The organism is Thermosediminibacter oceani DSM 16646 (assembly GCF_000144645.1).
GTDB classification, from domain to species: domain Bacteria; phylum Bacillota; class Thermosediminibacteria; order Thermosediminibacterales; family Thermosediminibacteraceae; genus Thermosediminibacter; species Thermosediminibacter oceani.
The window spans coordinates 300415-325618 of record NC_014377.1; the positions used below are offsets into that span (position 1 = coordinate 300415).

Consider the following 25204-nt stretch of genomic DNA (forward strand, 5'->3'; position numbering starts at 1 on the left):
TAATTTTCTTAAAGAAATTATACCAACAGAGAATATATATATCAACTTTGACCTTTTTATAGACTGGTAGAAAAAATTGAGTGTCTGTAATGTGCCATAGTCTCGTTCAATAGCTTTTTATTTCTGGGCAGGTTATCCCAGGGCAAAGAAGAGATGTCAAAAAGCAAAGAAGTGTAATTAGAAAGCTGATCCAAAACAACTACAGGCATAGAACCAATTGCAGGATGATAAAAGCAGCGATAAAACTTCAACGCCTCAACAGGAGTCATTCCATTCATGTTTTTGCCAAAATGCGGCCGCCTGTAGTTGAAATATAGTATCCAATTTTGAGCCATCTTTAGGAATGAAGTCCTTGAAGTTACTTTTTTCAAGTTTAAAGCGTAAAACTCCTCATCATCAGTGCGGTGAGAGCGTTCAACGAAGCAATTTGTTTCCTTATTCCTTTCCGGGATATTAAGCAAAGATACGTTCCAATGATCGAAAATAAGTTTTTGAATGAGTTTTCTTTTACGAGAGCCGGCACTGCCTCCGAACTCTGCTCCATTGTCTGTTTGAAAGAAGAGTTGATGTTTTACACCGAAGGCTCTAAGCCAGGCTGCCACAAGCAGCATGAAAGTCAACCCATTTTTAAAATCGAGAGAATCGGCATACGCAATAAAGCGCAACCTTGTTTTAATATCAATAGCAGTGAACTGAAAAGGAGGCAGCTTATTTTTGAAAATAGATGCATAAGCTTCGGGAGGCAAAGCCGATTGATCGGCGATATGTTTTGCATCGATCTGCCAGAGCTGCAAAGGTTCGAAGGCGGAGAAATCTGTAGCAAATCGGCGGGAGCCGGTAAGCGTCTTGTGTTTACGGCAGTGTATACCGTAACGTCTTCTAATATTTCGAATAGTAAAAGGGGAAAGTTGAATATTGAAGGTATTTTTAATGAACAATGCCAGCCTTTTAGAGCCCAGATTAGTTTCTTTTGCCAGAGTAACGACCAAATTTTCGATGTGCTCCGGAGTTCTGTTAGGCATGCGGAATTTAGGTCCTCGTTTTTTGATACAGGCCGATATATCCCCATTAGAAAGCCTGAAACGCTCTCTTAATTTATACACCCATCTTGGAGTAACACCCAAGATTTTAGCGGTTTCTTTAACGGAATGAGACTCAAGTAAAGAGATAGTGATTTGAGCAACAGCCTGGGGATTACCCGAAGCTTTAAGTTTTTGGTATAATGTCATTGGGTGGGATCCCTCCTTAGTGGGTTTCTGTTGTTCCATATCCATAATACCCCAGGGATACCCACCCTTTGCAATGTCTTTTTCACTTTAATAAAGTAGTGTGAACGAAACTGTGGCTCATCTACAAAAAATTGAGTGTCAGAATTGACAACCCCCTTCGGAAATGTTATAATGTTAATGCAATTTGACAAAACCGAATATTAAGCGTACAGGTGCCAGTCCTGTGGACTGGCTTAAAAGGGAAGTCCGGTGAAAGTCCGGCGCGGTCCCGCCACTGTAATGGGAAGCCGCCTTATATTACGCCACTGGGAAACTGGGAAGGCATAAGGCGGCGATGAACCAGAGCCAGGAGACCTGCCTGTACTGCTCGTACACTCACCTACGAGTGATAGGGGGGTGTATAAGACGGGTAAAAACCCTCTTAACTCTCCGTAGTTAAGAGGGTTTTTGTTTATATGAAATGTTCGAAAATAACGAAAGGAGTGAATCCATTGCGAAAGATCACATTTATCGCTGCTTTGCTCAGTCTCCTGCCGCGATATGCCCTGGCAATGCACGTGATGGAGGGTTTCCTTCCCTTTAAGTGGTGTCTTTTATGGTACTCAATCTATATCCCATTCCTCATGGCGGGGCTTATTTACATCAAAAAAAATATTGCGGAAGAACCGTCGAAAAAAATACTGCTGGGCTTTGCCGGCGCCTTCGTTTTCGCGCTGTCGGCTCTCAAATTGCCGTCGGTGGCCGGAAGTTCATCCCATCCGACGGGGATCGGGCTGGGGGCAATCCTGTTAGGCCCGCTGCCGATGGCGGTGATCGGCGGTATAGTTCTTCTCTTTCAGGCCCTGCTTCTGGCTCACGGAGGAATTACCACCCTGGGCGCCAATGCCTTTTCGATGGCCGTGGCAGGTTCCTTCGCAGCCTACGGGCTGTATAAAGTCGCCGGGAGGGTAGGCCTTTCGAAAAGTGCATCGGTATTTCTGGGGGCTGCTTCGGGGGATCTTATGACTTACATAATAACATCGCTTCAGCTGGCCCTTGCTTTTCCGGCTAGCCGCGGAGGTGTTGCCGCCTCTTTCGCCGGGTTCTCGGGAATTTTCGCAGTTACCCAGCTGCCCTTGGCGATAGGCGAGGGAATCCTTACCGTTATAGTTTTAAATTTACTCGAAATACATGCAGGAGTGGTCGTGGGAAGGCTGGTCAAGGGGGCTTCGAATGATGAAGGATAAAAAAATGAAGAAATCCCTCTTATCAACAGCCCTACCTATAGCTTTGATTTTCCTTATTCTCTTTGTCGTTGCCAACTTTTTAGATTCGGGCCTTGAAGGCACCGACGATCGGGCGGCGGATCTTGCCCTGCGGATGAACCCGGATTACCGGCCCTGGTTTGAGAGCGTTTGGGAGCCCGGGGATGACAGGACGGAAAAGCTTCTCTTTGGCCTGCAGGCCGTAACCGGGGTGGGGCTGGCGGCTTACTTTTTCATCAGGCTGAAGGCGGGATAAGATGCTGTTGGATAATTTCGCCTACAACAATAATTTCAGAAGCGTCCATCCGGGAGAAAAGCTGGCCTTCGGGCTTTTGATGATGTTCCTGGGCTTTATATCTGGCCCGATAGTGCACCTTGCGGTATTTGCGGTGATGACGGGCATTCTTGTACCGGGAGCGGGTATTCCTATCCGGTTTTATCTGAGGTCTTTGCTTATACCCCCTGTCTTTCTACTGCCGGGTGTTCTGGTGGTGGTGATCTCATCGGGGAGTTTTGATGAAGGTATGGTCCTTTTCTCCCGGTCCATGGCCCTTGTTTCCTGCTTTTATTTCATAGCGATGACCACCCCGGTTCCGGATATCTTGATGCTGATGCATAGGCTCCGGGTGCCCGACCTTTTTATCGAGCTTTCGCTTCTAACGTACAGGTACCTATTTGTGCTTCTCGATGCAGCTTCGCGGATCCACGTATCCCAGAACTCCCGGCTGGGGTATGCATACTGCGGCCGGGGGTTGAAGTCTATGGCCATGCTGGCGTCGAGTCTTCTTATAAAATCCCTGAAAACCGCCGATGAACTCCGCATTTCGCTGGAAGCCCGGGGTTACGACGGCAAATTGAGGGTGCTGGATCACCGGGAATACCGCATCAGCTCACGCAATATCGCGGTGATCCTGACTTTAACATTGCTGCTGGTTCTGCTGGTATTGGGAAAGAGGATTGAATAAGATGAGCAATTATTTACTTGAAGTTCAGGAGGTCTATTTCGAATACCCAGGGGGGATACGGGCCTTAAACGGCGTTTCGCTGGCCGTGGAAAGGGGCAAGAAAGTAGCTTTCCTCGGTCCCAACGGTGCCGGAAAATCCACTCTGTTTTTGCACTTCAACGGGATTTTAAGACCCAAAAAGGGCAGGATCCTGTACGACGGGCAGGAACTGGTCTACAACCGCTCCTTTCTCAGGGAAATCAGGAGAAAGGTAGGGATTGTCTTCCAGGACCCGGACGCCCAGCTGTTCGCCGGTACAGTCTTCCAGGAAGTCTCCTTCGGGCCCATGAACCTGAACCTGCCGTCCAAAGATGTGAGGGAAAGGGTGGAATCCGCCCTTTCGGCCATGGGAATAAGGGAGCTGATGGACAGGCCGGTGCACCTCCTGAGCTACGGCCAGAAAAAGCGGGTATCCATAGCCGACGTGCTGGCCATGGACCCGGAGGTGGTGGTGTTCGACGAGCCCACTGCTTACCTGGACCCGCGGCACGCCGGGGAATTGGTGGAAATGCTGGACGGGCTCCACGCGGAGGGCAGGCAGGTGATCCTGTCCACCCATGATGTGGACCTGGCCTACTCCTGGGCCGATCAAATTTTCGTTATGAAGGACGGCAGGGTGATTGGAGGGGGAAGTCCCGAGGAAGTGTTCATGGACGATGAACTGCTAAAAAGAGCCGACCTGAAAAAGCCCCTGCTGGTGGAGGTTAGCGACGCTCTCCGGCAAATGGGGCTTTTGGACGGCCGCTTTCCCAAAAATGCTCGGGACCTTCTGGAGTGCTTGAGAGAGGGGAGATAATTTTGGCGAGAGGGATAATGATAGCGGGTACCCACAGCGGCTCGGGCAAGACCACCGTGAGCCTGGGTCTCATGGGTGCCATGGCCAAGAGGCACAAGGTTATACCCTTCAAGGTGGGGCCGGATTACATAGACACCGCCTACCACCGTTTCGCCTGCGGTAATCACTCTTACAACCTGGACGCCTTCCTGCTGGGGGAGGAAAGGCTTAAAGCCCTTTATGCGGAAAAGGCGGAGTGCGGTGAACTGGCGATAGCGGAAGGGGTTATGGGTTTTTTCGACGGCATGGACTCCACCGGCTTCGGCAGCAGCGCCCATGTGGCAGGGCTGCTTTCCCTTCCTGTAATCCTGGTCGTCGACGCGTCGGGCATGGCCCGCAGCGTATCGGCCATGGTAAAGGGGTTCAGGGATTTCGATCCGGGCGTTAGAATAGCCGGGGTGATACTGAACAGGGTCGGAGGAGAGAGGCATTACGCCCTTTTGAAGGAATGTATAGAGAGGGATACGGGGATCCCGGCGGTTGGGTTTCTGCCGGAAGATCCGGAGATAGCCCTACCGGAACGGCACCTGGGGCTCGTCCCTGTCTGGGAAATGGAGGGACTAAAGGGGAAATTCGAAAGGCTCTTTTACCATATTGAAAGATGTGTAGACCTGGAAAAAATATGGAATATTTCCGCCGATGCAGGGAGAGTGGCATTTACGCTTCCTCAAGAAGAACCCGTCCTGGCAGGTGAGAAAGTGAGGATAGCCCTGGCCCTGGACGAAGCGTTCAACTTTTACTACAGGGGGGGCCTGGAACTGTTCGAGAATTTCGGGGCGGAGCTGGTACCCTTCAGCCCCCTAAAAGATTCGGCCCTGCCGGAAGGCGCTTCAGGAATTTATATCGGCGGTGGATTCCCGGAAATCTTCGCGGGGGAACTCAGCCGCAACCGCCCCATGCTGGAAGCCGTCAAAAAGGCCGTTCTTGCCGGAATGCCCGTATATGCCGAGTGCGGCGGATTGATGTACCTTTCCCGGGCGATTGTGGATAAGGAGGGCCGTTCCTTCCCGATGGTGGAGGCCTTCGATATGGAGGCTATCATGACCGGGAGACTTAGGCGCTTCGGTTATGCCCGGGCCACCGTCCTGAAGGACAACGTGCTGGCCGAACGCGGTACCGTGCTGTGCGGGCATGAGTTTCACCATTCGGAAGTCGTAGGGGTCGTTGAAGATACCAGTTACCTGGTGGAAAAGCCCGGTGGCCGGGGACGGTGGAGGTGCGGCTTCGTCCGGAACAACTGCCTGGCAACCTACCTGCACATCGATTTTTACGCCTACCCGGAACTGGTGAGGAATTTCCTGAACCGGTGCCGCAGCTTTTGCGCATCCGCCTTAATAAACGAAGGGAGTGCTGACCGTTGAAAGCTTTGCTCATAATCGCTCACGGGAGCAGGGTTGACGATTCAGCTGGAGTCATGGAAAGGCTCGCCTCAAAGTTAAAGGGGATGGGAAGATACGACCTGGCTGAGGTGGCTTACGTCCAGTTCCAGCAGCCCGGCATCGGCGAGGCGGTGGCCCGGCTCGTTGAGCGCGGGGCAAAGGAGATAGTGGCCGTGCCCGCATTTCTATTCAGGGGTGTCCACGTGACCCGGGACATACCCGGCGAACTTAAGGTCTCCAAAGACGCCCACCCCGGGGTAAAGATTTTTCTGGCTGAGCCCATCGGCTATGATGAGAGGATATGCGAAATCCTGGCCGAAAGGGCGGCGGGGGAAGTCGTAGAAATCAGCTGAATCGGAGATGGTGTGTATGGAGTATGTAAACTACATCAAGGACCCGGAGGCTATAGAAAAAAAGAGCTTTGAAATTATCCGCAGCAGGATCGATGCCCGCCGGTTCAGCGATGGGGAGCTGGCGGTTGTACAGAGGGTGATCCATGCTACGGCGGATTTCGATTACGAGGAAATACTGGAATTTTCGCCCGATGCCGTTGAAAAGGGCTTGGCCGCGCTGAAGGCGGGATGCGGCATCGTGACAGACACCAGGATGGCCCAGGCGGGAATTAACAGGAGGGCGCTCGAAGCCCTGGGGTGCCGCATCCTGTGTTACGTCGACGACCCGGAGGCCGTAGCCATTGCCCGGGAGAGGGGTATAACCAGGTCGATGGCTGCTATGGAGTTGGCCTCGAAAGATCCGAAAAACCTGATATTCGCGATAGGAAACGCACCCACTGCCCTATTCAAGCTGGCAGAACTCATACAGGAAGGGAAAGTAAGGCCTTCTCTGGTGGTGGGAGTGCCGGTGGGCTTCGTGGGAGCTGCCGAATCAAAGGAAACCCTTTTCCGGCTCCGGGTGCCCAGTATAATCACCCGCGGCCGGAAGGGCGGCACCACCGTTGCGGTTTCCATCGTCAATGCGCTGCTTTATGCGCTGGTGAAAGAAGGTCCCTGCGGTGGATAGATACGTATTGAAGAACGGAAAGAAGCTGCGCTGCGGATACACCACCGGTTCCTGCGCAGCCGCAGCTTCCAAGGCTGCCGTCGCCATGCTCTTCAACGGTGATATCCCTGGAACAGTCCAAATAGAAACTCCCGGCGGGGAGCTGCTCACCATCAAAATAGAGAGCGCCCAAAAGGGCCCCGACTGGGCCGTTTGCTGCGTGAGAAAGGACGGCGGCGACGATCCCGACGTGACCCACGGCCTCCTGGTTTGCGCCAAGGTCCGGAAAATCGATGGCGAGGGCATCCTGGTAGAAGCGGGAGAGGGCATCGGCACGGTCACCAAACCGGGACTTCCGGTGAAACCCGGAGAGCCTGCCATAAACCCGGTGCCCATGGCGATGATAAAGAGGGAAGTTGCCAAGGTGCTGCCGGAAGGTTGCGGTGTGAGGCTGGTACTGAGCATCCCCGGGGGAGAAAAAGTGGCCGAAAAGACTTTCAACCCGAGGCTCGGCATAGTCGGCGGCCTTTCGATACTGGGAACCACTGGAATCGTGGAGCCCATGTCTTTGGAAAGCCTAAAGGAGACTCTTGCTCTTGAGCTTTCGGTGCTTTCCGCCCAGGGGATTAAGAATTTGGTGCTCACGCCGGGCAACTACGGCAAAAGTTATGCAATAAAAAGTGGGATCGATGAAAGTCTTATAGTCTCCTGCGGCAATTACCTGGGTTTTACCCTGGAAAAGGCCGTAGAAATGAAATTCGAAGAGGTACACCTGGTGGGGGATATCGGCAAACTCATAAAGGTGGCCGCGGGGATCTTCAACACCGCCGGCCGCGTGGCCGACGCCCGGGCCGAGATAATGGCGGCCTACGCGGCTTATTTCGGTGCGGGTCCGGATACGGTAAGAAAGGTACTGGCCTCGAACACCACCGAGGAGGCGATGGAGCTGATCGAGAAAAGCGGAATAAATTTGAGTGAATTCGCCGCTTTTGTGGCCGGGAGGGTGCGGGATAAATGCCTCTGGTATACCGGGGGCAAGATCGAGGTGTCCGTAGAGCTGATTTCCAATAAAAGGGGTTTGCTGGCTGCGGTGGGGGTCGAAAAATGGTAAGTGTAGTGGGCATAGGCCCCGGTGCACCGGAATATATCACACCGGCGGCGCTGAAAAGGATAAAAGAGGCCGAAGTGCTCGTGGGGGCGAAAAGGCACCTGAACCTTTTTAAAGACCTTGCGTGCAAGAAAATACCGCTGGAAGCCGGTTTGGACCTCGGGAAAGTTCTCAAAAGCCCCGGCAGGGTAGCTGTGATTGCGACGGGGGACCCCGGGATATACGGAATCCTGGACCTGGTATTGAAACACGTGAGCGAGGAAGAGGTGGATGTGATCCCGGGAATAAGTTCGGTACAGTACATGATGGCAAGGCTCAGGCTGCCGGCCAAAGATACGGCTGTGGTCAGCCTGCACGGGCGGGGAGGGGATATCGTTTCAGCGGTAAGAAATCACTCCACGGTGGTGGTCCTCACAGATCCCGTGAACAACCCCGTAAAGATAGCGCGGTTGCTTTTGGAGAACGGCATCCTGGACCGGGAGATTTACGTCGGCCAAAACCTGTCCTACGAAAACGAGGCCATCGAAAAATACGGCGTAAAAGAACTGGCCGGGAGTACCGGGGAATTCGACATTAACGTGGTGGTGATAAGGATTTGTGGGAATACGGAATCGGAATACCCGATGATCTCTTTTTGAGGGGGGATGTGCCCATGACCAAGGAAGAGACGAGGGTCATCTCCCTGGCCAAGATGAGGTTGAAAAAAAACTCTGTGGTCTGGGATATCGGCGCGGGGACGGGTTCCGTGTCCGTGGAGGCGGCGCTTTTCTGCAGCGAAGGTCGGGTTTTTGCCGTCGAGAAGGATAAGGCCGCCCTGGGCCTCATAGTCGAAAACGCCAGAAAATTCGGAGCAACCAACCTGGTGCCCGTTCCGGGAGAGGCACCGGAAGCTCTAGAAAACCTCCCGGACCCGGACAGGATTTTTATAGGAGGAACGGGCGAGAGGACGGCGGACGTGCTGAAAGCTGCGTCCTCGAGGCTGAAAAAAGACGGAGTGATGGTGATCAATGCCGTTACGGTGGAAACCGTATATGCAGCCACCGGGCTGCTGGAAGGGGAAGGTTTTGAATGGGATTTGCTGCTGGTAAACATTGCCTCTTCCAGGAAGGCGGGCCAAAAGCACATGATGATAGCCCGAAATCCGGTCTTCATCATAACCGCAAGGCCGATGGGGCGGGACTTTGAAAACGGGGAGTGCGCATAATGAAAACGAAATCAGCCGGTAAATTTTACGGAGTAGGCGTGGGGCCGGGTGACCCGGAACTCCTTACCCTCAGGGCGGTCCGGGTACTGGAAAAAGTTGATATAGTAATAGCCCCGAGCGCCGGGGGGGATAGTATCGCCTTCGAAATCGCAAAGCCGTACATAAAAGGGAAGCTGTTGAAGATGCCCTTTGAAATGGGCGCCTGCGGCAGGGCGAGGCAGGAAGCGCTGGATAAAAACGCGGATCTAATAAGGCGCATGCTATTAGAAGGCAACGATACGGCCTTCATCACCCTGGGGGACCCCATGACCTACAGCACTTTTATATACATGACCGAAAGGTTGACGGATTTTGAAATAGAGGTAATTCCCGGAGTTACATCCTTTTCGGCGGCCGCAGCAAAACTTTTAATGCCCGTAGCCGAAGGGAGAAAGCCATTTGCGGTGGTGCCCGCGGGGGACCGGGAAATTCTGGAGAAGGCCCTGGAGAACTTTGACAACGTGGTTGTTATGAAGGTTTCATCGGATTACGGCGGCGTGCTGGACCTCTTGGAGCAAAAGGGTTTTCGCTCCGGCCTGGTGGTAAGGTGCGGGCACCGCGATGAAGTCGTCACCCTGGAGCCTGAAAAATACAGGGGACAAAAGATCGATTATTTGTCCGTCATAATCGGAAAGAAGGTGAAGCCATGATATATTTTATCGGAGCCGGCCCCGGCGATCCTGACCTCATCACGGTAAAGGGCGCAAATATCCTGGCATCCTGCGGTGTGGTCATATACGCCGGTTCCCTGGTAAACCCGGATGTCCTGCGGTATGCTAGGCGGGACGCCAGGGTTTACGACAGCTCGGGCATGAACCTGGAGGAAATAATAGATGTGATGAAAAGTGCCCACGGGGAAGGCCTTGATGTTGCCAGACTTCACACCGGCGACCCCTCCATATACAGCGCCGTCAGGGAGCAGGCGGAGATGCTCAAAAAGCTCGGCATACCCTTCGAGATAATACCGGGAGTCAGCTCCTTCACCGCTGCCGCCGCCGTACTTAAAAGTGAGCTCACGGTGCCCGGAGTGAGCCAGACGGTAATAATAACCAGGGTTCCGGGCAGGACCCCCGTGCCCGAAAGAGAAAGGTTAAAAAGTCTTGCGGCCCACCGGGCCACCATGGCGGTGTTCCTGAGCGCCGACAGGATAAAAGATGTCGCCGATGAGCTCATACAATCGTACGGCCCGAAGACTCCGGTTGCCGTTGTGTACAGGGCCACCTGGGAGGACCAGAAAGTAGTCAGGGGCACCCTTGAAGATATAGCCGGAAAGGTGGAGGAAGAAGGTATAAAAAGGACCGCCGTCATCATAGTCGGCGAAGCCCTGGGCGACGCCTTCGAATTTTCGAAGCTGTACGATCCGTCCTTTTCCCACGGCTTCAGGAGTGGAACGCCTTGAAGACGGCGGTCATAGCGGTAACCGAAAGAGGGGCCGGGATCGCCCTGCGCCTCCGGGAAAGCCTGGGGAGCGATATTTACCTGCCTGAGAAGCTCATAAAAGCGGGAAGTCCCGGGACTTACCCGATAGAAGGCGATTTTATCGAATTTGTACACGGCATCTTCCCTAAATACCGGGGCTTGATTTTTGTGACTGCGACCGGCATCGCCGTAAGGTCCATCGCCGGGGCGCTAAAAGGCAAGAGGCTTGACCCGGCGGTGGTGGTGCTGGACGAGAGGGCGAGGTTTGCGATAAGCCTTGTTTCGGGCCACCTGGGAGGTGCCAACGACCTGGCAAAGGCGGTGGCGAAGGCCACGGGGGCCGTACCGGTGATCACCACGGCAAGTGATCTAGCCGGCATCGAGACGCCCGACGTGACGGCGGCAAAGCTGGGACTTTATATAGAGAATTTTGAGGGCCTTAAAAGGGTAAGTTCGTGCCTGCTGCGGGGTGATAAGGTGGCTTACGTCCTGGAATCCGGTTATCCGGTGGACGCCATCGAAAGACGTCATTTCGAGCAGAATGCGGTAATATGCGACAGGGTCCCCCGAGACGCCGCTGCCGCCGTATTCATAACCGACAAAAGGGTGAACCCGCCGGGGATACCGCACGTAATATTAAGGCCCCGAAGCCTGGTGCTCGGCATAGGAGCGAGAAAAGGGGCAAAGTACCCGGAGCTTTTGCGGCTCCTCTCCGAAGCTTTGGACCAATTGAATCTATCGGTAACCGGTATAGGCCGTATAGCCACCGTTGACCTGAAGCGGGAGGAAGAGAGTATAAACGAGCTTTCCCGGAGCTTGAAAGTTCCGGTGGAGTTCTATACGGTAAAGAGGCTGCAGGAAGTGGAAAATAGATTTCCGCTCTCTGAATTTGTAAAACAGAGGATCGGCGTGGGAAGCGTCGCGAGGCCCTCTGCGTTTCTTGCGAGTAACGGTGGAGAGGAACTGGGGTACTTCCGGGGAGGGGGATTTACCCTCGCGATCTTCAGGAGGAGGATGAAATGAGCTGGATAAAGGTGGTGGGCATCGGCCCCGGCAGTTCGGAAGACCTGACCTTTAGGGCCGCAAAAGCCTTAAAAGACTCCGATGTCGTAGTGGGATATACGACCTACATAAATCTCATAAAGCCCCTTATCGAGGGCAAGATGGTGATCGTATCGGGCATGAGAGATGAGGTAGAAAGATGCAGGAAAGCCCTGGAGCTTGCCGGAAAAGGGTTGAAGGTAAGCCTGGTGAGCGGCGGAGACCCGGGCGTGTACGGCATGGCAGGCCTGCTCCTGGAAGTAGCTCTGAAAGGCGGTGCGCAGACGGAGATCGAGGTCATACCCGGTGTCAGCGCCGTAAATTCGGCGGCAGCCATTCTGGGGGCGCCGCTGATGCAGGATTTTGCCGTTGTGAGCCTCTCCGACCACCTGGTGCCTTGGGAGGTTATCGAAAAAAGGCTCTCATTGGCGGCCCAGGCCGATTTTGTCATCGCCATATACAACCCCGGGAGCTCGGAAAGGCCGGAAAACCTCTCGAGGGCCTGGGAGATTTTGATGCGCCATAAAAAGCCGGATACGCCGGTGGGTATAGTGAGAAAGGCTTCGAGAGAAGGTCAGTCGGTGGCGATCACAAGACTCGACAAATTGCCGGAATATAACGTGGACATGAGCACCATCGTCGTAGTCGGTGGCGAAAGTACCTTCATCAGCGGCCGGTGGATCATAACTCCCCGGGGGTACAGGGTATGATACTCGTCCTGGCAGGGACAAAAGACGGCCGGTTGCTGGCGGAAAAATTGTCGTCGATGGGTTTTGAGGTCTTCGCCAGCGTTGTCACCGATTACGGCGGGCAGCTCCTGGGGGAAAGGGTGAGGGTGAGGATAGGGCCTTTCGGCGATACGGGTCTTAGGGAATTCATCGCCCGTCGCGGTATCAGGGTTGTGGTCGATGCCACCCACCCGTTTGCGAAGGATATAAGCCTGAAGGCCATAGAGGTCACAAGGCAGATGGGGGTAAAGTACATAAGGTATGAGCGAAAAGAATCCGCAAGGGAATATTACACAGGCGTTATAATGGCGAGGGACTTCGAAGATGCGGCGCAAAAAGCCGCCGAATTCCACACCATCTTTCTCACTATAGGCAGCAGGAACCTGGAAAAATTCGCCGGGCTAAAGGGCATGGGGAAAAAGCTGGTGGTGAGGGTTCTTCCCACCAGTGAAGTTCTGAAAAAATGCGAACAACTCGGTTTTTCGCCCGGGGAGATCATAGCCGCCCGGGGACCCTTCAGCGCGGAGATGAACTACCTGATGTTCAGGGATTACGGAATCGATGCGGTGGTGAGTAAGGAAAGCGGCCCGGAAGGAGGCGTGCCGGAAAAGCTCGAGGCTGCACGGAGGCTTGGAATTCCGGTCATTTTAATCCAGAGACCTCCCCTGGTTTATCCGGTTGTCGTAAATAACATGGAAGACCTTCTGAAGGAGATGGGGAATGACGATGGGTCTTGAAGAAATTGTCGTCACGGGAATAGACCACAGGGTGCCCGTGGAGATAAGGGAAAGGGTGGCAATAAAGCAGCGGGACCTTTTCGACTGCCTTTCCCGGTTAAAAGGCACCGAAGGCGTGCGGGAAGCGGTGATATTATCCACCTGCAACAGGACCGAAGTCTATCTGGTCGCCGAAAAAGAGGCCCGGAACTGGGCAGGAGATTTTTTGATCGGCCTTTCTGGCGCAGAAAAGGATGAATTGAGTCAAAATCTTTTCACGCTTTCCGGAAAGGATGCCGCCCTCCACCTTTTCCGGGTGGCGTGCGGGCTGGAGTCCATGGTGCTGGGGGAAGACCAGATCCTGGGGCAGGTGAGGGAAGCCTGGGAAAAGGCACTGGAAGCGGGAGCCTCGGGGAAGATATTGAACAGGCTGTTTTCGGATGCGGTTGCCCTGGGCAAGAAGGCGAGATTCGAAACCCGCATATCCGATCATCCCCTTTCCATCAGCTATATAGCGGTAAAGTTTGTAGAAGACGTCCTGGGAGGACTTTCCGGAAGGACCGCCTTCGTAATCGGTGCCGGAGAAATGGCAAGGATTGCGATAAAATACCTCATCCAGAAGGGTATCGCTCATGTTTCGGTGTCCAACAGGACCCACGAAAGAGCCCTTAACCTGAAAAGAGAGATACCGGAAATTACCGTAGTTCCCTATGACCAAAAATACGAAAAGATAGCCTCAAGCGACATAGTCATCAGTGCAACCGATGCGCCCCATTATACGGTGGATTACGATAAATTCAAAGCAGCCTACCGGGGCGGAAGGGTCTGCATGGTGGACCTGGCCGTTCCCAGAGACATCGATCCCCGGATAGGGAGTATACCGGGCGTGAGCCTCTTCACCCTCGACGACCTGAAAATGGCGGCAGTGGAAAACGAAAACCAAAGGCGCAAACTGGCAGCGGTGATCGAGGAAATGGCTAAGGCGGCCCTCGAAGATTACGTGAAATGGTACAGCTGCCTGGCTGTAGTACCGGTTATTAAACAGCTGAATAAATACGTGGAAGGTGTATGCCTTGCGGAATTCGAAAAGGTTAACGGCAAACTCCCGGAAATGGGCGACAGAGAAAGAAGGCACATCAAGAAAGCCCTGGACCGGGTGGGTGCAAAAATAGCGGCCCGATACCTCTCGGCGTTGAAATTCCTGGCCGAAAACGGGAAGATCGACTCCGATGTGGTGGCGGCCTTTCAGTGGGGTGATACCAACGGGTAGGATTGTGAGGGTAGGGAGCAGGGAGAGCAGGTTGGCCCTGGTCCAGACCGAAATAGTCATAAGGTTGTTAAAGGATCGCCGTCCCGAACTGGAATTCGAAGTCGTTAAAATTAAGACGCAGGGCGATAAACTGCTGGATGTAAATTTGAGCGATGCGGGAGGCAAGGGGGTTTTCGTAAAGGAGATAGAAGAGGCGCTCCTCGCCGGATCGATAGACCTGGCCGTTCACAGCATGAAGGACGTGCCCTACGAGCTTCCCGAAGGTTTGTGCATAGCGGCGGTAACGGAAAGGGAAGACCCCAGAGATGTGCTCATATCGAGAGACAAGAGAAGACTTTTGAACCTGAGGCCCGGGGCGAGGATCGGGACGTCCAGCCTGAGGCGGTCGGTACAGCTCAAAGCCCTCAGGCCCGATCTAGACATTGTGCCGGTCAGGGGCAACGTCCCGACCAGAATCCGGAAAATGGATGACCTGGAACTGGACGGTTTGGTGCTGGCGGCCGCAGGCATAAAGAGGCTCGGCCTGGAGGAACTTATCGCGGAGTATTTTCCACCGGAGGTGATAGTGCCCGCTGTGGGCCAGGGAGCGCTGGCGGTGGAAGCCAGGAAGGACGACGATATATTGGAATTGGCCGGGCTTGTGAGCCACAAAGCAACCGAGGTTGCCGTGAGGGCGGAAAGATCCTTCATGAGGGCCCTGGGGGGAAGCTGCCGGGTGCCGCTGGGGGCCTTTGCGAGGGTGGAAGGGACGGTGGTGACCCTGGTAGGAATGGTGGAAAAAAACGGAAGCGTCTGCAAGGGCACGATGTCCGGAAAGTTAAAAGAAGCCGAAGAAATCGGGCTGAGACTTGCAGAAAGGCTGGGTGATAGCAGTGACCGGTAAGGTTTATCTCATAGGCGCCGGCCCCGGAGACCCCGGGCTTTTGACCCTCAAAGCCGTCCGGGTGCTGAAGAAGGCCGATGCGGTGCTGTACGACCGGCTCATGAATAGGGAGATCCTGACTCTGGCAAGAAAAGATGCTGAACTCATCGATGTGGGAAAGGCTCCGGATAACCACCCCGTGCCCCAGCACAGGATTAATGAAATACTGCTGGAAAAAGCTTTAAAGGGCATGACCGTAGTCAGGTTAAAGGGCGGAGACCCTTTCGTTTTCGGCAGGGGGAGCGAGGAAGCCCTTTACCTGACGGAGAGAGGAGTGCCGGTGGAAGTGGTGCCGGGGGTTACTTCAGCCATCGCGGTGCCGGCTTACGCCGGGGTACCGGTAACCCACCGCGGCATCAGTTCCTCCTTTCACGTAATTACGGGGAGCGACGGCTGTGGGGAGAGGGCGGACTGGGATTCCCTATCCCGCTTGAAAGGCACCCTGATTTTCCTGATGGGAGTAAAGAACCTGGAATCAATCGTCAGCAACCTTTTAAAATACGGAAAGCCGGCGGACACCCCGGCCGCTATGATCATGTGGGGTGCCACTCCTGCCCAGAAGACGGTGACGGGCACTCTGGCCGATATAGTCCGCAGGGTGAAAGAGGCGGGCATCAAAAACCCGGCGGTTTTTGTCGTCGGCGGTACGGTTGGCCTGTGGGAGTATTTAAACTGGTTTGAGGGGAAACCCCTCCACGGCCGGAGGATACTGGTGACGGGAACAATCGACGCGGAAAAGGGCCAACCGGAGGACGGCCCCTTTGACTTCCTTGAAGACGCCGGGGCCGAAGTCATCCACTGCCCCACCGTAAAAATAGAGTTCGATTACGGGGAAACGGCCGGGTTTTTAGCAAATGCGGGGGACCTAAACCTTCTCGTGTTTACAAGCAAGAACGCCGTTACGGCCTTTGCCGGAGCCATGAGGCGGATGAGGCTGGACCTGAGGAGGCTCGGCGGTGCTACGGTGGCGGCGGTGGGTAGGAAGACGGCGGAAAGACTCGAGGAAGTGTTTATTTACCCCGACCTGGTACCGGAAGAATTCACTTCAAAAGACCTGCTTGAAAAAATACCGGCCGGTGGAGGCGGTAAAAGGACCGCCGCCGTCATCACCTCGGATATCGGAGGACAGGAACTCGTAGGCGGATTGGAGGCCAGGGGATACCGGGTAATGAAAATCGCAGCCTATAAAAATCTGCCCAACTACGACGTGAGAGAGAGGCTCATCGAAGAACTGGGAAAAGGCGTGGATGCGGCGGTTTTTACCAGTCCCTCGTCCTTTTACCGTATGGAGCAAATGGTGGGAAAACTGCCCGAGAAGCTGAAAAAAGTTTTCATCGCCGCGATAGGTCCGACAACGGCGGCGGCCATAGAGAAAACGGGATTGAAAGTGGACGTATGTCCAAAGGAGCATACGCTGGAAGGGCTCCAAAAGGCCCTTCTAGAGAAATTTGTTGGGAGAGGTGAAGGAGATGGAGGTAATAAAAAGGCCCAGGAGATTGAGATATAACACCACCGTAAGGGAAATGGTGAGGGAAACTTGTTTGGATGTAAAGGACCTTATTTATCCCCTCTTTGTGGCGCACGGGGAGAACATAAAGCAGGAAATTGATTCCATGCCCGGCGTATACCGGTATTCTATCGACCGGCTGCCGGAGGAAGTGAAGGAGATAAGAGAGCTCGGCATACCTGCCGTACTTTTATTCGGGGTGCCCGCTTCAAAAGATGAATTCGGCAGCGAGGCGTATTCCGACGACGGCATAGTCCAGAGGGCGGTGCGGGTCATAAAGGAAGCGGAACCGTCCCTCGTTGTAATAACCGATGTATGCCTCTGCGCCTATACGAGCCACGGCCACTGCGGTGTGGTGAGAAACGGACGTATCGAAAACGACGAAACCGTTAAGTTAATAGCCCGGACAGCCCTGTCACACGTAAAAGCGGGTGCCGATATGGTGGCGCCGTCGGATATGATGGACGGTCGCGTGAGGGGCATCAGGCAGCTGCTGGACGGTGAAGGTTTCAGCCATGTGCCCGTAATGGCCTACAGTGCCAAGTATGCCTCGTCCTTTTACGGACCTTTCAGGGAAGCCGCCCATTCGGCGCCTATGTTCGGAGACAGGAGATCGTACCAGATGGACCCTGCCAACTCCAACGAAGCAATGAGAGAGATCGAGCTCGACATCCTGGAGGGTGCCGACATAATCATGGTAAAGCCCGCCTTGGCATACCTGGACGTCATAAGGCGGGCAAAGGATCGCTTCGGGGTACCGCTGGCGGCGTACAACGTTAGCGGGGAGTATTCTATGATAAAGGCTGCGGCGAGTATGGGATTTTTGGACGAAAAAACTTCGGTCTTAGAAGCGCTGACCTCCATAAAAAGGGCCGGGGCCGACCTTATCATAACGTACCATGCAAAGGAAGTAGCCCGATGGCTTACTACCCGGTGATGCTCGATTTGAGAAACAAAAAATGCCTGGTGGTCGGTGCGGGTGCCGTGGCCTACCGGAAGATCAGGTCCCTGCTGGAATGCGGTGCGGCTGTTACCGTAATAGCGACAAAGATAAATAAAGATATAAGGGAGCTGGGCGAAAAAGGCAGGATTGTAATCCTGGAAAGGTGCTACTCCGTTGGGGACCTGGAGGGTTTTTTCATGGCCTTTGCGGCCTCCGATGACCCGGTGGTTAACCGGCAGGTGGCCGAAGAGGCGGCTCAGCGGGGGATACCTGTCAACGTTGCCGACGACCCCGGGCTCTCTTCCTTTATCGTGCCCTCGGTACTCAGGCGCGGCGATCTTGCGGTCGCAGTTTCATCGGGAGGCAAGAGCCCGCTGTTGTCAAAGGTTGTCAGGGAATGGCTGGAAGGGATCGTGCCGGAAGAGGTCGACGACCTCATTCGGGATCTCGAAAGGGCCAGAGCCGAGGCCAAGGCGGCTAAACTGACACCTGAAGAGAAGATAAGGCTTTATTATAGCCTTATAAAAGGAAGGGGCTTATTTCGGGGAAAGGGGGATAAAATGAAGTCTTCGGAACTTTTTCAGAGGGCAAAAAAGGTGATGCCCGGGGGTGTGAACAGTCCCGTTAGGGCGTTCGGAGCCGTGGGGGGAGACCCGGTTTTCATCAAAAGGGGATTCGGCAGCCGCGTATGGGATGAGGACGGTAATGAATATATTGATTACGTGCTGTCCTGGGGGCCGCTGATACTGGGGCACTCCCATCCGGCGGTGGTAGAGGCCTTAAAAAGGCAGGCGGAGCTGGGCACCAGCTTCGGAGCCTGCACCGAACTGGAAGTGCTTTTGGCCGAAAAGATAAGGGAGGCCGTGCCTTCGATGGAAGTGGTCAGGATGGTCAACTCGGGCACGGAGGCCACCATGAGTGCCATTAGGCTGGCCAGGGGCTATACGGGGCGAAATCTGATCGTTAAATTTGCAGGATGCTATCATGGCCACTCGGACAGCCTGCTCATCAGGGCGGGCTCAGGCCTAATCACATACGGAATCCCGGATTCGGGCGGGGTCCCGGAAGATACAGCGAGGTTAACCCTTGTCGCCAGGTATAACGACGTCGATATGCTGGAAGAAATATTCGAGGAAAAAGGCCCCGATATCGCGGCGGTCATCGTGGAGCCGGTGGCCGGCAACATGGGGGTGGTGCCTCCCGAGGAGGACTTTTTGAGAGCATTGAGGGAACTCCCCCGAAAGTACGGAGCGCTTCTAATCTTCGATGAGGTGATAACCGGCTTCAGGGTCTCATACTCGGGTGCCCAGGGCTATTACGGCATCGAGCCGGACCTGACCACGCTGGGCAAGATAATAGGCGGGGGCCTGCCAGTCGGAGTTTACGGCGGCAGGGAAGACATAATGAGGTGCGTATCCCCGGACGGACCTGTGTACCAGGCCGGAACCCTTTCGGGTAATCCCCTGGCCATGGCCGCAGGTTTAACAACCCTGGAGGTGCTGTCGAAAAACCCGGGCCTTTACGATGAACTGGACCGCAGAGCGGAAAGGCTTTGTAGCGGTTTTAAAGAAGTTATGGAGGATGCCGGCATACCGGTAACCGTAAACAGGGTGTGCAGCATGATGACGGTATTCTTCACCGGGGAAAAGGTGAGGAACTACGACACGGCCGTGAAATCGGATACACGGCTTTATGCGGTCTTCTTCCGGGAAATGCTAAAACAGGGCGTATACCTGCCCCCGGCCCAGTTCGAGGCCTTCTTCCTCTCGGCGGCCCATTCCGACGAAGATATAAAAAAGACCATCGAAGCCGCCTGGAACGCTGCGAAAAACCTGAAGAAAAATTATTAAAAAAGTCCTACCATTTCTTCAGCTTCTCTAACTTCATCAGAATAAGCACTATTTTCTTTATAAAAGCCAGAGTTTTGAAACGAACTCTGGTTTTTTGCTGTATTCAGGTTGGGCGGTGAAAAAGCCTTTAGGTGATGTTTCTTGCCTCCCTTTTTAACTGTACATGCAATCATCCGTATTTTATTGAATAGATTCAATATAAGGTTAAGATAAATTACAAGGAGGAAAGCGACCATGTCCCGCAAAAAACCCAACATAGTCCCTTCTGAGCCGGGATTTACGCCGTATATGCCCGATAATCCCACGGATGAAGAAAGGTACGGTCTTTTGCGCTACTCACTGGAGCGAGTGGGGCGGCTTGAAGATTTTGACAATATATTAAAAGTGCTGGGACCGCCTCCCGATATTACGACCATTGCCTCGCCGGGAGAATTTAGAGGTGTAAAGGTAGGCATTATCGGAGGCGGCCTTGCGGGACTTTCCGCCGCCTTTGAGCTTCGCAAGCTGGGATTCGATATCACCGTATTCGAAGCCCTGGAAGACCGCATAGGGGGGAGAATATATACCTACTATTTCGACGAGGAGAAAAAATATTACGGCGAACTGGGGGCTATGCGGTTTCCCGTTTCCCACGAAACCACATGGCATTACATTAACCTTTTTAAACTGCCTACCCGCCCCTTCGTCCAGACCAATGAGAACGCCTTTATCTACGTAAAAGGCGTTCGGGTAAGGAACGACGCCGAAGGAAGGAACGTAATGGAAAGAATCTACCCGAAGTTCGATTTGAACGGGTGGGAAAGGAGGACGCCCTGGGAAGACCTCATTTTCTACGCCCTTGAGACGCCTCTTCTGCGAATGCTGCAGGAGGTCCGCCCGGAAACGGTGGATGTAAGGCCTATTTATAGCCCGGCAATAGTATATTGGGACTATTTCGACGTGCGCAGGGTGATGGAGGAGGCGGGACTCAGTCAGGATGCTATCTATCTCCTGGGAAGCTTATCTCCCGCTGTGGGCTCGTTTTTGTATAACGGTTATATAGAATTTCTTACGGAAGTCTATCCCGCTGTCTTTAACTTCCTTTATGAAATAATAGGAGGGATGGCCCGCCTGCCGCTGGCTTTTTACGAATCGCTGACCAGCCCCAATCCCAAAGAATACCCCGGTATCCCTGACCGACATTTGGGCAGAGTTACCTGGCGAAGGGGTACCTGGGTGGACGGAATATTTAGACACGGGGAAGACGGAAGGGTTACCCTAAGGTATAAAACAAGATATACGAGAGACTGCCTTCAGGAAGATTTTGACTATGTGGTATGCGCAATACCATTTTCGACCCTCAGGATTGTCAAGATAGATCCTCCTTTTAGAAACAGAAAGATGCAGGCGATAAAAGAGGTGAATTATATCGAGGCCCAGAAAACCCTCTTTCTCTGCAAGTTCCGCTTTTGGGAACTTGGCGGGCCCGGCGAGAGGATTGTCGGCGGTGCAAGTTATACAGACCTGCCAATCCAACAAATTCGGTATCCATCGGACCATGCGCGGTGCAATTCAAAATGGAAGGAGAGGGTGCGCAGGGGTTTCTTTGTGTCGCCGGCGGACAGCTGGGATATGAGACACGGGTATTCACCTGATGAACCGGGGGTTCTTCTGGCCTCTTATAATCTAACATTAGATGCGGCCCGCCTGGGCAATATACCCGATGACGTGGCCTTTGAAATAATAAAGCGTCAGGTGGAGGAAGTCCACGGATTGCCCAAAGGATATCTTGACCCCGTAGTTGTTGACTTTGCCAGAATCAGCTGGGGTAGGCAGCCAACCTTTTTAGGGGGGTTTTGTTACTATTTTCCGGAGCAAAAGCGAATATTTTCTTGGGCGTCGGCGCTCCCCGAATACGACGGCAGAGTATACTTCGCAGGAGAACATATATCCGGGACCCATGGCTGGGCCAACGGTGCATTGAAGACTGGTATGGAAGCGGCCAACGGGATAGCCCGGTCAGCGAAGGCGGCAAAAATATATTGACGTAAATTTTTTAACATTACATGTCTATACAACTATACATATATATGGTATACTAATTATGGAGGTGTTCCAATGCTGGACAAAAAAAGCCCGATACCCGCTTATTTCAGGCTGAAACAGATAATCAGGGATGAAATAAAAAGGCATGACCTGAAGCCCGGGGACCCGCTGCCCTCCGAGAGGGAATACTGCGAGCGCTTCGGCCTCAGCAGGATGACCGTACGACAGGCTCTGAAGGAACTGGAACTGGAAGGTGTTATCGTCAGGGAAAAGGGCAGGGGCAGCTTTGTGGCCATCCCCTGGATAGAGCAGGAAGGTCTCATGAGTTTTACCGAGATGGTCAGGAGCAGGGGGATGACGCCCCGGACCGAAGTGGTCGAATTTGACAGGCTTCCCGCCGGTGAACTGAAAGCGTTTCTCGGTATAGATTTGAAAGAAGAAGTCTACAGGGTGGCTAGATTAAGGAAAGCCGACGGGGTACCGGTAGCGGTGGAGACCGTATACATCCCCGTATTGCTGGTGCCGGATTTTGAAAAAATAGATCTCAGCGGTTCTTTATACGAACTTTTGAGCACCCGGTACGGAATCGAAGTCAGGAGTTCCAGGACCAGTTTTTCGGCGGTGCTCTCCACGCCGGATCTCGAAGCGCTGTTGATGCTGGAGGAGACCGTCCCCTTGTTGAAAGTGGAGAGCGTATACTTTCACACAAAGCCGGTTTTCTACGAGGTTTCCTATTACAAATCTGACCAGTTCAAGATAACGGTAAATCTCAATAGGTAATAGATTGGAGGGAAAGTTATGAAAATTATCGTCGCCGGGGACTATCAGGAGATGAGCAGGATTGCGGCTAACATAATAGCGGAGGAAATCAAAAAAAAGCCGGACCTGGTGCTGGGCCTTGCTACGGGGAGCACGCCACTCGGCACCTACAGGGAACTGGTGCGAATGTATAAAGAAGGAAAACTCGACTTTTCCCGGGTAATAACCTTCAACCTGGACGAATACTACGGCCTTTCGCCCGATGATAAAAGGAGCTACCACTACTACATGTACAGGAACTTCTTCGACCACGTAAACGTAAGGCCGGAAAACATCCATATTCCCGACGGAACGGCCCGGGACGTGGAGGAAGAATGCCTAAGATACGACGAAGAAATAAAAAAGTGTGGCGGAATCGACCTGCAGCTTCTCGGCATCGGCGTAAACGGCCACATAGGCTTCAACGAGCCGGGCGATGAGCTCCTGACCGCCACCCACCTGACCGATCTTGCGCCCGATACCCTGGCAGCCAACGCCCGCTTCTTCGGGAGCATTGACGAGGTTCCCAGAAAAGCCATAACGGTGGGCTTAGGTACCATAATACAGGCGAAAAAAATCCTGCTTTTGGCCAGCGGCCCCGAAAAAGCCGCTATAATGGCGGAACTTCTGGATGATGATGCGGTTTCCACCAGGGTGCCTGCTTCGTTCCTGCTTCTCCACAGGGACGTCACCGTCGTGATGGATAAAGATGCGGCTGCCAAAAAAAGATAGACGCTGCGATACAGCCGGCGTCTGATTTCTAGGGGGGTGGTGTAAAATGAAGGTGCTGATAAAAAACGCCCGGGTGATAACTCCCTTCGAGGTGCTGGATGACCACTGGGTTCTGGTTCGGGACGGCAGTATTGCGGAAGTGAAAAAAGGGAGGGAACCCGGTGAAAACTTCGACTTAGTGGTGGATGCAGGGGGTAACTACCTGTCGCCCGGTTTTATCGACATCCACAATCATGGAAGTTACGGCAGAGACTTTATGGAAGCTACACCCGGGGCTCTGGAGACCATAGCTGAATTTCACCTGAAAAACGGCGTGACCGGGTTCCTGGCGACGGTACTCACGGCACCTTTTGAGGAGATGAAAAGGGCGATAAAAAATGCGGCAGGTTTTATAAAAATCCAGGGGCCTGATAAAGCGAGGGCAAAGCTTTTGGGAATTTATGTGGAAGGGCCGTATTTTTCAACTGCAAAAAGGGGAGCCCAGCCCGCAGAATACATAAGGAAACCCGATACGGCCGAACTGGACGAACTCCTTCGCCTTTCGGAAAACAGCATCCGGGTGGTGGCGCTGGCTCCGGAAGCCGCCGGCGCCGAGGATGCCATATCCTTTCTAAGGGAAAGAGGTATCGTGGCCGCCATGGGCCACACCAATGCCACCTACGATGAAGCAAAGCGCGGGATAGATCTGGGCGTGACCCTGGTAACCCATACCTTCAACGGCATGAGGGGGTTCGACCACCGGGAACCCGGGGCTGCCGGTGCGGCGCTGACCGACGAAAGGGTTTACTGCGAGGTTATATGCGACGGCATACACCTGCACCCAGCGGCGGTCAGGCTGATACTAAGGGCCAAAGGAAAGGACAGGATCGTCCTCGTATCCGATGCGATGATGGCCTGCGGGCTTTCCGACGGAGAGTACACCCTGGCCGGTCAGAAGGTTATAGTGAGAAACGGCGAGGCGAGATTGCAGGACGGAACCCTGGCAGGCTCCACCCTTACCCTGGACAGGGCGGTGCGCTACATGGTGAGGACTATCGGAGTTTCGCTTTGCGAAGCGGTGAGGATGGCGAGCCTGAACCCTGCCGGGGCGATAGGGCTCTCGCAAAAGAAGGGCAGTATAGAGGTGGGAAAGGATGCGGATATGATCATATTCGACGATGAGATAAGAGTAAAATGGGCTATGGTGGAAGGAGTTCCTTTTAGCTTTTCAGAGAAAATATAAATCGGGAGATAATAAACCTTATTCTATTGAAGAGGATTCCCCGAACCCCGGGGATTTTTTTGTTTGTTCAGGGCTCCGCGAAAAATAGTTGGTTCCCCACACACCGGCCAGGATCATTAGGGCACCGGCAGCGTGATACCAGAAAAAGGGCTCACCGCGAAAAGCCACGCCGGCCAGGATGGATATGACCGTCGTCAGGTTTGAAAACACCGCCGATTGGGATGCGGAAAGCCGCGACAGCGAGTAGTTCACCAGGAAAAAGGCGATCACCGAAGAGCCTATCCCCAGGTAAAAGAGGGATACCAGGACCCTGCCGTCGGTGAGAGGAGCTAAAAAAGTGCCCGGATTCCCCGATTTCAGGTGCAGTATAAAAGCCACGGTATTGAAGAAAAGAGCCCCCACCCACATCATTACAAAAGTGACTTCAAAAGGCGTATATTTGGTGGAAAAGCGCCGGCTGGCAATGTTGTAAAAAGCTGCTGAGAGCACGGCTCCGGTGAGGAACAAAAGCCCGTGCAGGTTGGCTCCACCGCCGTTTACACCCTGAAAGGCGGCTATGATAATCACACCCGTTACCGAGAGGATGATGAAAAAAGCCTGGGCCAGGCTGGGACGCTCTTTCAGCACGAGGGCGCTGAGAATGGCTACGAAGATAGGGATGAGTGCCATCATCATGCCGGCCTGTGAAGAAGAAGTGAGGTTTACCCCCATGGTCTCAAATGTGAAGTAGCAGACGGGCTGCAAAAAGGCGACCGCGAGAAGGGGCGCAAGGCTCTTACCCCTTAGCGAAAACTTTATCACGCCCGTAGCCGCCAGCAACCCGATAGTGAAAGCTGCCAGGGCAAACCTGAAACCTATAAATCGGAAGGGGTCCACCCTTTCCAAAGCGTTTTTGGTGAACATGAAGGAAAACCCGAAAATAGATGAAAAACCCACTCCTGCAAGATAGCCTTTGACTTTATCTAAATTCATAACATCACCCTCAAAATA

26 protein-coding genes and 1 riboswitch are annotated in these 25204 nt (G+C 53.6%); of the genes, 24 read left to right on the top strand and 2 right to left on the bottom strand.

Annotation, left to right across the window (positions count from 1 at the left end; all coding sequences use genetic code 11):
- Positions 1–56: 56 nt before the first annotated feature.
- Positions 57–1229: an integrase core domain-containing protein gene (locus TOCE_RS01565; protein ID WP_013275134.1), complete on the bottom strand. Its 1173-nt coding sequence runs from the start codon at positions 1227–1229 to the stop codon at positions 57–59.
- A gap of 193 nt (positions 1230–1422) precedes the next feature.
- Positions 1423–1605, top strand: a riboswitch (cobalamin riboswitch).
- 115 nt (positions 1606–1720) lie between these two features.
- Between TOCE_RS01565 and TOCE_RS01570 the strand changes: the two genes are divergently transcribed.
- The 24 genes from TOCE_RS01570 to nagA all read left to right on the top strand — a co-directional run bounded on the left by TOCE_RS01570 (position 1721) and on the right by nagA (position 24214).
- A complete protein-coding gene (locus TOCE_RS01570) occupies positions 1721–2455 on the top strand; it encodes an energy-coupling factor ABC transporter permease (RefSeq protein ID WP_013275135.1) in 735 nt (244 codons plus the stop codon).
- Positions 2445–2729, top strand: coding sequence for an energy-coupling factor ABC transporter substrate-binding protein (locus TOCE_RS01575; RefSeq protein ID WP_049817878.1), 285 nt, complete (start codon positions 2445–2447; stop codon positions 2727–2729). Before TOCE_RS01570 ends, TOCE_RS01575 begins: the two co-directional genes overlap by 11 nt.
- A gap of 1 nt (position 2730) precedes the next feature.
- Positions 2731–3438 carry a cobalt ECF transporter T component CbiQ gene (gene cbiQ, locus TOCE_RS11570; protein WP_013275137.1) on the top strand — a complete coding sequence of 236 codons (708 nt, stop codon included), beginning with the start codon at positions 2731–2733 and terminating at the stop codon, positions 3436–3438.
- Position 3439: 1 nt separating this feature from the next.
- Complete coding sequence (locus TOCE_RS01585) at positions 3440–4273, top strand: energy-coupling factor ABC transporter ATP-binding protein (protein WP_013275138.1); 834 nt, start codon at positions 3440–3442, stop codon at positions 4271–4273.
- Positions 4274–4275: 2 nt separating this feature from the next.
- On the top strand, positions 4276–5673 hold the full coding sequence (locus TOCE_RS01590) for a cobyrinic acid a,c-diamide synthase CobB (protein WP_013275139.1): 1398 nt from the start codon (positions 4276–4278) through the stop codon (positions 5671–5673).
- Entirely contained in the window at positions 5670–6044 is a 375-nt protein-coding gene (locus TOCE_RS01595; RefSeq protein WP_013275140.1) for a sirohydrochlorin chelatase, read from the top strand. Before TOCE_RS01590 ends, TOCE_RS01595 begins: the two co-directional genes overlap by 4 nt.
- Before the next feature lie 16 nt (positions 6045–6060).
- Positions 6061–6711, top strand: a complete 651-nt coding sequence (locus tag TOCE_RS01600; RefSeq protein ID WP_013275141.1) for a precorrin-8X methylmutase — start codon at positions 6061–6063, stop codon at positions 6709–6711.
- Entirely contained in the window at positions 6704–7801 is a 1098-nt protein-coding gene (gene cbiD, locus TOCE_RS01605) for a cobalt-precorrin-5B (C(1))-methyltransferase CbiD (protein WP_013275142.1), read from the top strand. Before TOCE_RS01600 ends, cbiD begins: the two co-directional genes overlap by 8 nt.
- Positions 7795–8436: a precorrin-6y C5,15-methyltransferase (decarboxylating) subunit CbiE gene (cbiE, locus tag TOCE_RS01610; RefSeq protein ID WP_013275143.1), complete on the top strand. Its 642-nt coding sequence runs from the start codon at positions 7795–7797 to the stop codon at positions 8434–8436. The genes cbiD and cbiE overlap by 7 nt, the downstream gene beginning before the upstream one ends.
- 14 nt (positions 8437–8450) lie before the next feature.
- Positions 8451–9002, top strand: coding sequence for a precorrin-6Y C5,15-methyltransferase (decarboxylating) subunit CbiT (gene cbiT, locus TOCE_RS01615; protein ID WP_187286579.1), 552 nt, complete (start codon positions 8451–8453; stop codon positions 9000–9002).
- The gene (gene cobI, locus TOCE_RS01620) at positions 9002–9691 is read left to right on the top strand and encodes a precorrin-2 C(20)-methyltransferase (RefSeq protein ID WP_013275145.1); all 690 of its coding nucleotides are present in this window, start codon (positions 9002–9004) and stop codon (positions 9689–9691) included. The genes cbiT and cobI overlap by 1 nt, the downstream gene beginning before the upstream one ends.
- Entirely contained in the window at positions 9688–10440 is a 753-nt protein-coding gene (cobM, locus tag TOCE_RS01625) for a precorrin-4 C(11)-methyltransferase (protein WP_013275146.1), read from the top strand. The genes cobI and cobM overlap by 4 nt, the downstream gene beginning before the upstream one ends.
- On the top strand, positions 10437–11483 hold the full coding sequence (gene cbiG / locus TOCE_RS01630) for a cobalt-precorrin 5A hydrolase (RefSeq protein ID WP_013275147.1): 1047 nt from the start codon (positions 10437–10439) through the stop codon (positions 11481–11483). The genes cobM and cbiG overlap by 4 nt, the downstream gene beginning before the upstream one ends.
- The gene (gene cobJ, locus TOCE_RS01635) at positions 11480–12211 is read left to right on the top strand and encodes a precorrin-3B C(17)-methyltransferase (RefSeq protein ID WP_013275148.1); all 732 of its coding nucleotides are present in this window, start codon (positions 11480–11482) and stop codon (positions 12209–12211) included. Before cbiG ends, cobJ begins: the two co-directional genes overlap by 4 nt.
- Positions 12208–12966 (top strand): precorrin-6A reductase, encoded by a 759-nt coding sequence (cobK, locus tag TOCE_RS01640; protein ID WP_013275149.1) that lies wholly within the window; start codon positions 12208–12210, stop codon positions 12964–12966. Before cobJ ends, cobK begins: the two co-directional genes overlap by 4 nt.
- The gene (gene hemA / locus TOCE_RS01645; RefSeq protein WP_049817879.1) at positions 12956–14215 is read left to right on the top strand and encodes a glutamyl-tRNA reductase; all 1260 of its coding nucleotides are present in this window, start codon (positions 12956–12958) and stop codon (positions 14213–14215) included. The genes cobK and hemA overlap by 11 nt, the downstream gene beginning before the upstream one ends.
- Complete coding sequence (hemC, locus tag TOCE_RS01650; protein ID WP_049817880.1) at positions 14175–15098, top strand: hydroxymethylbilane synthase; 924 nt, start codon at positions 14175–14177, stop codon at positions 15096–15098. The genes hemA and hemC overlap by 41 nt, the downstream gene beginning before the upstream one ends.
- Positions 15088–16644: a uroporphyrinogen-III C-methyltransferase gene (gene cobA, locus TOCE_RS01655; RefSeq protein ID WP_041423820.1), complete on the top strand. Its 1557-nt coding sequence runs from the start codon at positions 15088–15090 to the stop codon at positions 16642–16644. The genes hemC and cobA overlap by 11 nt, the downstream gene beginning before the upstream one ends.
- The gene (gene hemB, locus TOCE_RS01660; RefSeq protein ID WP_013275153.1) at positions 16607–17581 is read left to right on the top strand and encodes a porphobilinogen synthase; all 975 of its coding nucleotides are present in this window, start codon (positions 16607–16609) and stop codon (positions 17579–17581) included. The genes cobA and hemB overlap by 38 nt, the downstream gene beginning before the upstream one ends.
- Positions 17563–19437, top strand: a complete 1875-nt coding sequence (hemL, locus tag TOCE_RS01665; protein ID WP_013275154.1) for a glutamate-1-semialdehyde 2,1-aminomutase — start codon at positions 17563–17565, stop codon at positions 19435–19437. Before hemB ends, hemL begins: the two co-directional genes overlap by 19 nt.
- A gap of 234 nt (positions 19438–19671) precedes the next feature.
- The gene (locus TOCE_RS01675) at positions 19672–21462 is read left to right on the top strand and encodes a flavin monoamine oxidase family protein (protein ID WP_013275155.1); all 1791 of its coding nucleotides are present in this window, start codon (positions 19672–19674) and stop codon (positions 21460–21462) included.
- 72 nt (positions 21463–21534) lie between these two features.
- Positions 21535–22242 (top strand): GntR family transcriptional regulator, encoded by a 708-nt coding sequence (locus tag TOCE_RS01680; RefSeq protein ID WP_013275156.1) that lies wholly within the window; start codon positions 21535–21537, stop codon positions 22240–22242.
- 18 nt (positions 22243–22260) lie between these two features.
- The gene (gene nagB / locus TOCE_RS01685) at positions 22261–22992 is read left to right on the top strand and encodes a glucosamine-6-phosphate deaminase (protein WP_013275157.1); all 732 of its coding nucleotides are present in this window, start codon (positions 22261–22263) and stop codon (positions 22990–22992) included.
- Positions 22993–23038: 46 nt separating this feature from the next.
- A complete protein-coding gene (gene nagA, locus TOCE_RS01690) occupies positions 23039–24214 on the top strand; it encodes an N-acetylglucosamine-6-phosphate deacetylase (protein WP_013275158.1) in 1176 nt (391 codons plus the stop codon).
- Positions 24215–24232: 18 nt separating this feature from the next.
- On the opposite strand, the gene TOCE_RS01695 is transcribed toward nagA, so the two are convergent.
- The gene (locus TOCE_RS01695) at positions 24233–25186 is read right to left on the bottom strand and encodes a DMT family transporter (RefSeq protein WP_013275159.1); all 954 of its coding nucleotides are present in this window, start codon (positions 25184–25186) and stop codon (positions 24233–24235) included.
- Positions 25187–25204: the final 18 nt, after the last annotated feature.

Bases quoted from the DNA above. Each gene is read 5' to 3' on its own strand.
- TOCE_RS01585 (WP_013275138.1), top strand. From the start codon at position 3,440: ATGAGCAATTATTTACTTGAAGTTCAGGAGGTCTATTTCGAATACCCA.
- hemA (WP_049817879.1), top strand. From the start codon at position 12,956: ATGGGTCTTGAAGAAATTGTCGTCACGGGAATAGACCACAGGGTGCCC.
- nagB (WP_013275157.1), top strand. From the start codon at position 22,261: ATGAAAATTATCGTCGCCGGGGACTATCAGGAGATGAGCAGGATTGCG.
- hemC (WP_049817880.1), top strand. From the start codon at position 14,175: ATGTGGTGGCGGCCTTTCAGTGGGGTGATACCAACGGGTAGGATTGTG.
- TOCE_RS01565 (WP_013275134.1), bottom strand. From the start codon at position 1,229: ATGACATTATACCAAAAACTTAAAGCTTCGGGTAATCCCCAGGCTGTT.
- TOCE_RS01600 (WP_013275141.1), top strand. From the start codon at position 6,061: ATGGAGTATGTAAACTACATCAAGGACCCGGAGGCTATAGAAAAAAAG.
- TOCE_RS01575 (WP_049817878.1), top strand. From the start codon at position 2,445: ATGAAGGATAAAAAAATGAAGAAATCCCTCTTATCAACAGCCCTACCT.
- TOCE_RS01675 (WP_013275155.1), top strand. From the start codon at position 19,672: ATGTCCCGCAAAAAACCCAACATAGTCCCTTCTGAGCCGGGATTTACG.
- cbiE (WP_013275143.1), top strand. From the start codon at position 7,795: ATGGTAAGTGTAGTGGGCATAGGCCCCGGTGCACCGGAATATATCACA.
- TOCE_RS01680 (WP_013275156.1), top strand. From the start codon at position 21,535: ATGCTGGACAAAAAAAGCCCGATACCCGCTTATTTCAGGCTGAAACAG.
- TOCE_RS01695 (WP_013275159.1), bottom strand. From the start codon at position 25,186: ATGAATTTAGATAAAGTCAAAGGCTATCTTGCAGGAGTGGGTTTTTCA.
- cobJ (WP_013275148.1), top strand. From the start codon at position 11,480: ATGAGCTGGATAAAGGTGGTGGGCATCGGCCCCGGCAGTTCGGAAGAC.
- cobI (WP_013275145.1), top strand. From the start codon at position 9,002: ATGAAAACGAAATCAGCCGGTAAATTTTACGGAGTAGGCGTGGGGCCG.
- cobK (WP_013275149.1), top strand. From the start codon at position 12,208: ATGATACTCGTCCTGGCAGGGACAAAAGACGGCCGGTTGCTGGCGGAA.
- hemL (WP_013275154.1), top strand. From the start codon at position 17,563: ATGGCTTACTACCCGGTGATGCTCGATTTGAGAAACAAAAAATGCCTG.
- cbiT (WP_187286579.1), top strand. From the start codon at position 8,451: ATGACCAAGGAAGAGACGAGGGTCATCTCCCTGGCCAAGATGAGGTTG.
- cobM (WP_013275146.1), top strand. From the start codon at position 9,688: ATGATATATTTTATCGGAGCCGGCCCCGGCGATCCTGACCTCATCACG.
- hemB (WP_013275153.1), top strand. From the start codon at position 16,607: ATGGAGGTAATAAAAAGGCCCAGGAGATTGAGATATAACACCACCGTA.
- cbiQ (WP_013275137.1), top strand. From the start codon at position 2,731: ATGCTGTTGGATAATTTCGCCTACAACAATAATTTCAGAAGCGTCCAT.
- nagA (WP_013275158.1), top strand. From the start codon at position 23,039: ATGAAGGTGCTGATAAAAAACGCCCGGGTGATAACTCCCTTCGAGGTG.